Annotated in this window: 6 protein-coding genes; all 6 read left to right on the forward strand. The window is 49.8% G+C overall.

Annotated elements, in window-relative coordinates:
- The first annotated feature begins 19 nt into the window (after positions 1-19).
- Positions 20-1,447, forward strand: a complete 1,428-nt coding sequence (locus tag ACP5D0_RS00470) for a DegQ family serine endoprotease (protein WP_472363582.1) — start codon at positions 20-22, stop codon at positions 1,445-1,447.
- Positions 1,448-1,764: 317 nt separating this feature from the next.
- Positions 1,765-3,570: a translation elongation factor 4 gene (lepA, locus tag ACP5D0_RS00475; protein WP_472363583.1), complete on the forward strand. Its 1,806-nt coding sequence runs from the start codon at positions 1,765-1,767 to the stop codon at positions 3,568-3,570.
- Between the two features lie 13 nt (positions 3,571-3,583).
- Positions 3,584-4,351 carry a signal peptidase I gene (gene lepB, locus ACP5D0_RS00480; protein ID WP_472363584.1) on the forward strand — a complete coding sequence of 256 codons (768 nt, stop codon included), beginning with the start codon at positions 3,584-3,586 and terminating at the stop codon, positions 4,349-4,351.
- Between the two features lies 1 nt (position 4,352).
- On the forward strand, positions 4,353-5,051 hold the full coding sequence (gene rnc, locus ACP5D0_RS00485; RefSeq protein ID WP_472363617.1) for a ribonuclease III: 699 nt from the start codon (positions 4,353-4,355) through the stop codon (positions 5,049-5,051).
- The gene (gene era, locus ACP5D0_RS00490) at positions 5,044-5,994 is read left to right on the forward strand and encodes a GTPase Era (protein ID WP_472363585.1); all 951 of its coding nucleotides are present in this window, start codon (positions 5,044-5,046) and stop codon (positions 5,992-5,994) included. Before rnc ends, era begins: the two co-directional genes overlap by 8 nt.
- 29 nt (positions 5,995-6,023) lie before the next feature.
- A partial coding sequence (recO, locus tag ACP5D0_RS00495; RefSeq protein ID WP_472363586.1) for a DNA repair protein RecO occupies positions 6,024-6,678 on the forward strand: 655 nt, incomplete at its 3' end.

Raw genomic sequence — 6,678 nt, forward strand, 5'->3', positions numbered from 1 at the left:
AAAAGCGTTAGGAGTTGGAATGAAGACAGTAATGAAATCGTTTTATGCCTACAGTGTGATGGCTGTAGTGTTGTTGTTGGCGTTTGGTGGTGTCAAAGCGGCGACGGTAACCTTGCCGGACTTTTCGGAGCTGGCGGCGGAAAACAGCGATGTGGTGGTGAACATCAGTACGACTCGAAAAGTCGAAGTTGGTTCCATGCCTCAGTTTCGTGGCATGCCTGAAGAAATGTTGCGTTACTTTTTTGGGATTCCCGGCCAAGGGCCGCACGGCCAGCCACCGGCGCCTAGAAAAGAAGCCAATTCGTTGGGCTCTGGTTTTATTATTTCCCAGGATGGCTACATCATCACCAATAACCATGTGGTGGCAGAAGCCGATGATATCGTGGTTAAACTCAGCAACCGTCAAGAACTGAAGGCCAAGCTGATCGGTGCGGATGAACGCTCCGATATTGCATTGCTTAAAATCGACGCCAAGGGTCTAAAAACCGCTAAAATCGGCACCTCTCAAAACTTAAAAGTCGGCCAATGGGTGTTAGCAATCGGCGAGCCGTTTGGGTTGGATTACACTGTCACGCACGGCATTGTCAGTGCTTTGGGGCGCTCGCTTCCAGATGACACCTATGTGCCGTTTATTCAAACGGATGTGCCGATTAATCCGGGTAATTCCGGTGGCCCCTTGCTGAATATGGACGGTGAGGTTGTTGGCGTCAATGCGCAAATATTCAGCAAAAGCGGTGGTTCCATGGGGCTGTCCTTTTCAATTCCAATCGATATTGCGATGGACGTGGCAAAGCAGTTAAGAGAAAAAGGCTTTGTTGAGCGCGGCTTTCTCGGTGTCGGTGTTCAAGAAGTTTCCGGTGATTTGGCGCGTTCATTTGATATGAAGCGACCCATGGGGGCGTTGGTCACATCCACGGAAAAAGGCTCGGCGGCGGATGAAGCGGGTATTGAACCTGGGGATATTATTTTAGAGTTTGGGGGCAAAACCATCCAAAAATCATCGGACTTGCCACCGGTTGTTGGCACGTCACCGGTTGGCAAGCCGGTTCAGGTGAAAGTGCTGCGCAATGGTCGTTTTAAAACCGTTACCGTTCGCCTGAAACCGCTCGATTCACAAGCCGACGCGGCGTCGACTGGTTCGAAAGATGCGCCTCAGAAAGGGTATGAAAATACGTCCTTGGGAGTGCAAGTGGAGCCGATCCAGCAAAAGGTATTGGAGCGTTTAAATATTCCATTCGGGGTGGCGGTGACAGAAGTTAAAAATAACAGCGCCGCTCAAAAAGCGGGCATTATGGCGGGTGATATTTTGATTACCATTAACTTCAAGCCGATAAAATCGCCAAAGGATTTAAATGAAGTGATTCGTTCGGCACCGAAAGGACGTTCTTTACCGGCGCGGATTATTCGCGGTAATCGTTCAATCTTCGTTCCGTTGGTATTGTCTTAAACAGACTCTTTTACAGAATGCGACATTTGATGGGCTTCACGTCAATCGAAGTCGCAGGGTGAATATAAAGTGAGATTTCCAATCAATTAGCGTAAAATACGCGGTTTAATTGGTTATCAAACGGTTAAGCCTCGATGCTTGAAAAGGGTGGCTAGCGTTCGCAACTAGACACCCTTTTTGCGTTTTAGTGATCCGACAGTGCCCGCAGTGAGATCAGCGGCGTGTCGCCATTCGGACGGGTTAGATGCGTTTATCGGGGTCAGAGCACGTTTACAAAGCCGTTTTGAATCTTTCAAATCGTTTATTTTGAGGCCTAGATGTCTAAGCAGCTTGCACACATTCGTAATTTCTCCATCATTGCACACATTGACCACGGAAAGTCCACCATTGCCGATCGTTTTATTCAGTTGTGCGGCGGTCTGACGGAACGGGAGATGGCCAGTCAGGTACTGGATTCAATGGACTTGGAGCGCGAACGTGGGATTACCATCAAGGCACAGAGTGTGACGTTGAATTATGAAGCGGACGATGGTCAACGGTATCAACTGAATTTTATCGATACGCCTGGGCATGTGGATTTCTCTTACGAAGTGTCCCGCTCCCTAGCGGCTTGCGAAGGCGCTTTGTTGGTCGTTGATGCGTCGCAAGGGGTGGAGGCTCAGACCGTGGCCAACTGTTACACCGCCATCGAGCAGGGTCTGGAGGTCTTGCCGGTCTTGAACAAGATTGATTTACCGGCAGCGGATCCGGATCGGGTGGTGGATGAAATTGAAGAGATTATCGGCATCGAAGCGCATGACGCGGTTCATGCCAGTGCGAAATCCGGCATTGGCGTAAAAGAAACGCTAGAAGAAATCGTGCAAAAAATTCCGCCGCCAGTCGGCGACCCGGCCGCGCCGCTCAAGGCGTTGATTATTGACTCTTGGTTTGATAATTACCTTGGCGTGGTCTCCCTAGTGCGGGTCATTGACGGTAAAATTGGTAAAAAAACAAAGATGCAAATTGTTTCGACTAAGGATGAGTACCTGGTTGATGATGTGGGTATTTTTACGCCAAAGCGCACTTCGCGGGACTTCTTATCGGCTGGGGAAGTTGGCTATGTGATTGCCGGTATTAAAGACATTGACGGCGCCCCTGTCGGTGACACCATAACGACATCGGACTCGGATGCTAAGCCCTTGCCCGGCTTTAAACCGGTTCAACCAAGGGTGTTTGCCGGACTCTTTCCGATCAGTTCCGAAGATTATGAGGATTTGCGTGAAGCTTTACGAAAGTTACGCCTGAATGATGCCGCTTTGCATTTTGAACCGGAAAGTTCGGATGCGCTCGGCTTCGGTTTTCGTTGCGGCTTTCTGGGGATGCTGCACATGGAGATTATCCAAGAGCGGCTGGAACGTGAATACAATCTTGACTTGATCACCACGGCTCCCACGGTTGTTTATGAGGTTTTAACCAAAAAGGGTGAACTTCTCAATATCGATAACCCTTCCAGTCTGCCGGATCAAAGCGTCATCGAAGAAATACGCGAGCCGATTATTCAGGCGAATATTCTGGTGCCGAATGATTATGTGGGCGCGGTCATGAAGCTTTGTTTGGAAAAACGAGGCGTCCAAAAGGACATGCAGTATGCCGGAAATCAGGTGTCGATTCATTACGAATTGCCGTTGAATGAAGTGGTGTTGGATTTCTTCGATCGTTTGAAATCGACCAGTCGTGGTTATGCCTCAATGGATTATGAATTCAAACGCTTTCAGGCGGACGATTTGGTGCGTTTGGAATTTTTGATCAATGGCGAAACAGTGGATGCTCTGGCGTTGATTGTGCATCGCTCCACGGCGGTGCAACGAGGCAAGGTGCTGATCGAAAAGTTACGTCAGATCATCCCGCGGCAAATGTTTGATGTGGCGATTCAGGCCGCCATCGGCGCGAAGGTGATCGGTCGAACGAATGTAAAAGCGCTGCGTAAAAACGTGACCGCAAAATGTTACGGCGGCGATGTCTCCCGTAAAAAGAAACTGCTGCAGAAACAGAAAGAAGGCAAAAAACGCATGAAGTCGATCGGCAGCGTGGATTTACCGCAAGAAGCGTTTTTAGCGGTGCTGAATACCTCCGATGAAACCTAAGAGAATTGTATAAATGAGTTTTGAATTAATATTGGTGATTGTCACCGCCATTACCGGTGTGGTTGTGTATGTTGATAAGGTGGTGTGGAAGCCGAAACGTGATCGCTCCGTCACCACTGAAAAAGAGCCGATATTAGTTGAATACTCGCGTTCTTTATTTCCCGTTTTTTTGATCGTGCTGGTGTTGCGTTCCTTTGTGGCCGAGCCGTTTCGTATTCCATCTGGTTCCATGTATCCGACCTTGGAAATCGGTGATTTTATTGTCGTCAACAAGTTTTCGTATGGTGTGAAATTGCCAGTGACCCAGACGAAAATCCTGCCCGTCGGTGAGCCGAAGAGGGGGGATGTGGTGGTGTTTAAATATCCGAAAGACCCGGATGTGGACTACATTAAACGGGTGGTGGGGTTGCCGGGCGACGAAATTGCCTATTACGGAAAAACCCTGTTTGTGAATGGTCAAGCGGTCAAACAGACATTGCTGGGGGAGTATGAGGGCGTGGCCTCCGGAAAAGTGATGGACGGCGCGACCTTACTGGAAGAGTTTTTTGGAGAGCATTCGCATGATATTTTGTTAGACCCCGAAAAGCGTGGGCAGGATATGACGACGGTGACGGTGCCGGAAGGGCATTACTTTATGATGGGGGATAATCGCGATCACAGTAATGACAGCCGTTTTTGGGGGTTTGTTCCTGAGCGCAACCTGAAAGGCAAGGCCTTCGCAATTTGGATGAATTGGGACGACGGCATTCAGGTTGAACGAATTGGCAAAGGGATTGAGTAACATGTCGGAAGGGGAAAAACGCATCAAGCTTGAGCGCTTGGCGAAGGCGCTTGGTTACCAATATCAGAACCTGGAGTTGCTTCAGCGTGCTTTAACCCATCGCAGTGTGGGGGCGCGTAACAATGAGCGCATGGAGTTCTTAGGGGACAGTTTGGTTAACTTTATCATTGCCGATGCGTTGTTTCACCAGTTTCATAAGATTTCCGAGGGGGATTTGAGTCGGATTCGCGCCTATCTGGTGAAGGGCGAAACCTTAGCGAAAATTGGTAGAGAATATCAATTATCGGATTATTTGATGTTGGGGCCGGGCGAGTTGAAGAGTGGTGGTTATCGGCGCGAATCCATTATCGCCGATACGATGGAAGCGATCATTGCGTCCGTCTATGAGGATGGTGGCTTGGAGGCTTGCCGTGCCTTTGTGTTGCGCAGTTACGAGAACCGCTTGAAGGCACTGGATCCCGCCAAAGTGGGCAAAGACCCGAAAACTCGGTTACAGGAAGTTCTGCAATCCAGTCATCAAGAGTTGCCGGAATACAGTGTTATTTCGGTGAATGGTCCGGCTCATGCTCAGGATTTTACTGTCTGTTGTTATGTGGCGAAGTTGAATCGAAAGTTTGAGGCAACCGCGACTAATCGGCGTAAGGCGGAGCAATTGGCGGCTGAAGAGGCTTTGGAAATTCTGGAGAAAAACGATGACTGATGCGATGGAGCCAAACACTGACTCGGGTAGACCTTCGGCAGAGGCGGGGTATCAAGCCGGTTTTGTCGCGGTGGTCGGCCGTCCGAATGTTGGCAAGTCCACGATTATGAATGCTTTGATTGGGCAGAAGTTGAGCATAACGTCGCCGAAACCACAAACAACCCGACACCGTATTCACGGGATTTTAACGACGGACGCGTTTCAGGTTGTGTTTGTGGATACGCCGGGAATGCACCTGGACGGTCAGAAGTCGATTAATCGATACATGAACCGGGCGGCCAGCAGTGCCTTTGCGGATGTGGATGTGATTTTGTTTGTGGTCGAAGCCGGGCGCTGGAGCCAAGAGGATCAGGCGGTGGCGGAACGGTGCCGTCTCAGTGAGATTCCGGTGGTGCTGTTGGTGAATAAAGTGGATAAGTTTAAACAAAAAACCGATCTGTTTCCGTTTTTGCAAAAGGTGGGAGAACAGGCGGATTTTGACGCTTTGATTCCCATATCCGCCTATTCCAAATCCGGCTTTGAGCCGTTGCGGGCGGAGATATTGAAGCATTTACCGCATCAGGCGGCGATTTTTCCAGAGGACTATATTACCGACCGCTCCACACGTTTTCTCGCCGCTGAGATAGTGCGCGAAAAGTTAATGCGTACCTTGGGGGATGAAGTGCCTTATGGCGCCACCGTTGAGATTGAGCAATTTGCGTTTAATGAAGAAGAGCACCGCTGGCACATTAATGCCTTGATTTTGGTGGAGCGTCCGGGGCAGAAGCAGATTGTCATTGGGAAGAAAGGTGAACAGATTAAGCAGATGGGCATTCAGGCGCGTAAGGATATGATGCATTTATTGGATGCCCGAGTGCATCTGGAGTTGTGGGTCAAGGTGAAAGAAAATTGGTCGGATGACGAGCGTGCTTTGGCCAGTCTTGGCTATACAGAACATTCGTAGCGAGTTCTATTTGAGTAGCGAGGAAGCGTTTGGCAAAGGATATTGAGCAATTAGCCTTTGTGTTACATCGTCGTGCTTATCGTGAAACCAGTTTATTGGTGACGTTTTTTACCGCCGATTTCGGTAAACAGAATGCGGTGGTGAAAGGGGTGCGAACCGGAAGCCGTGCGGCCGCCGCCAAACAGGCCTGGTTGCAACCTTTCCAAGGGGTAAATATTGGTTGGCGTGAACGTCAGGGGCGCACATCGGATTTGGTGGCTTTAAATCATCTTGAGTCGGCGCAATTGCGCTTTCCATTGGCGGGCGAGGCCAGCGTGTGCGGTCTGTATGTCAATGAGTTGTTGTATCGCTTGCTCTATCCGAGCTTGGCGACGGATAGGTTGTTTGAAGCCTATCAACAGACGCTGTATGATTTGGCCGTGTCTCGAAACCGTTCTGACCAGGCCTGGGCATTACGTCAATTTGAATACGAACTGCTGTCGGAATTGGGCGTGGCGTTTCAGATTGAAACGGATCATCGTCAACAACCGTTGGTCATTCAGCAACGCTACTGGTTTCATCCCGAACAGGGTTTGTTTGCGGAAAATGATGCGGCGCTGCCGACGGGAATGGTGGGGGTCTGGGTGACAGGGGACTGTCTGTTAAAGTTGGCGAAAGGCTGTTTCTGTGAAGGCTGTCTGCGTG

Origin of the sequence: Hydrogenovibrio sp. (assembly GCF_049975065.1) — a bacterium.
Lineage (GTDB): Bacteria > Pseudomonadota > Gammaproteobacteria > Thiomicrospirales > Thiomicrospiraceae > Hydrogenovibrio.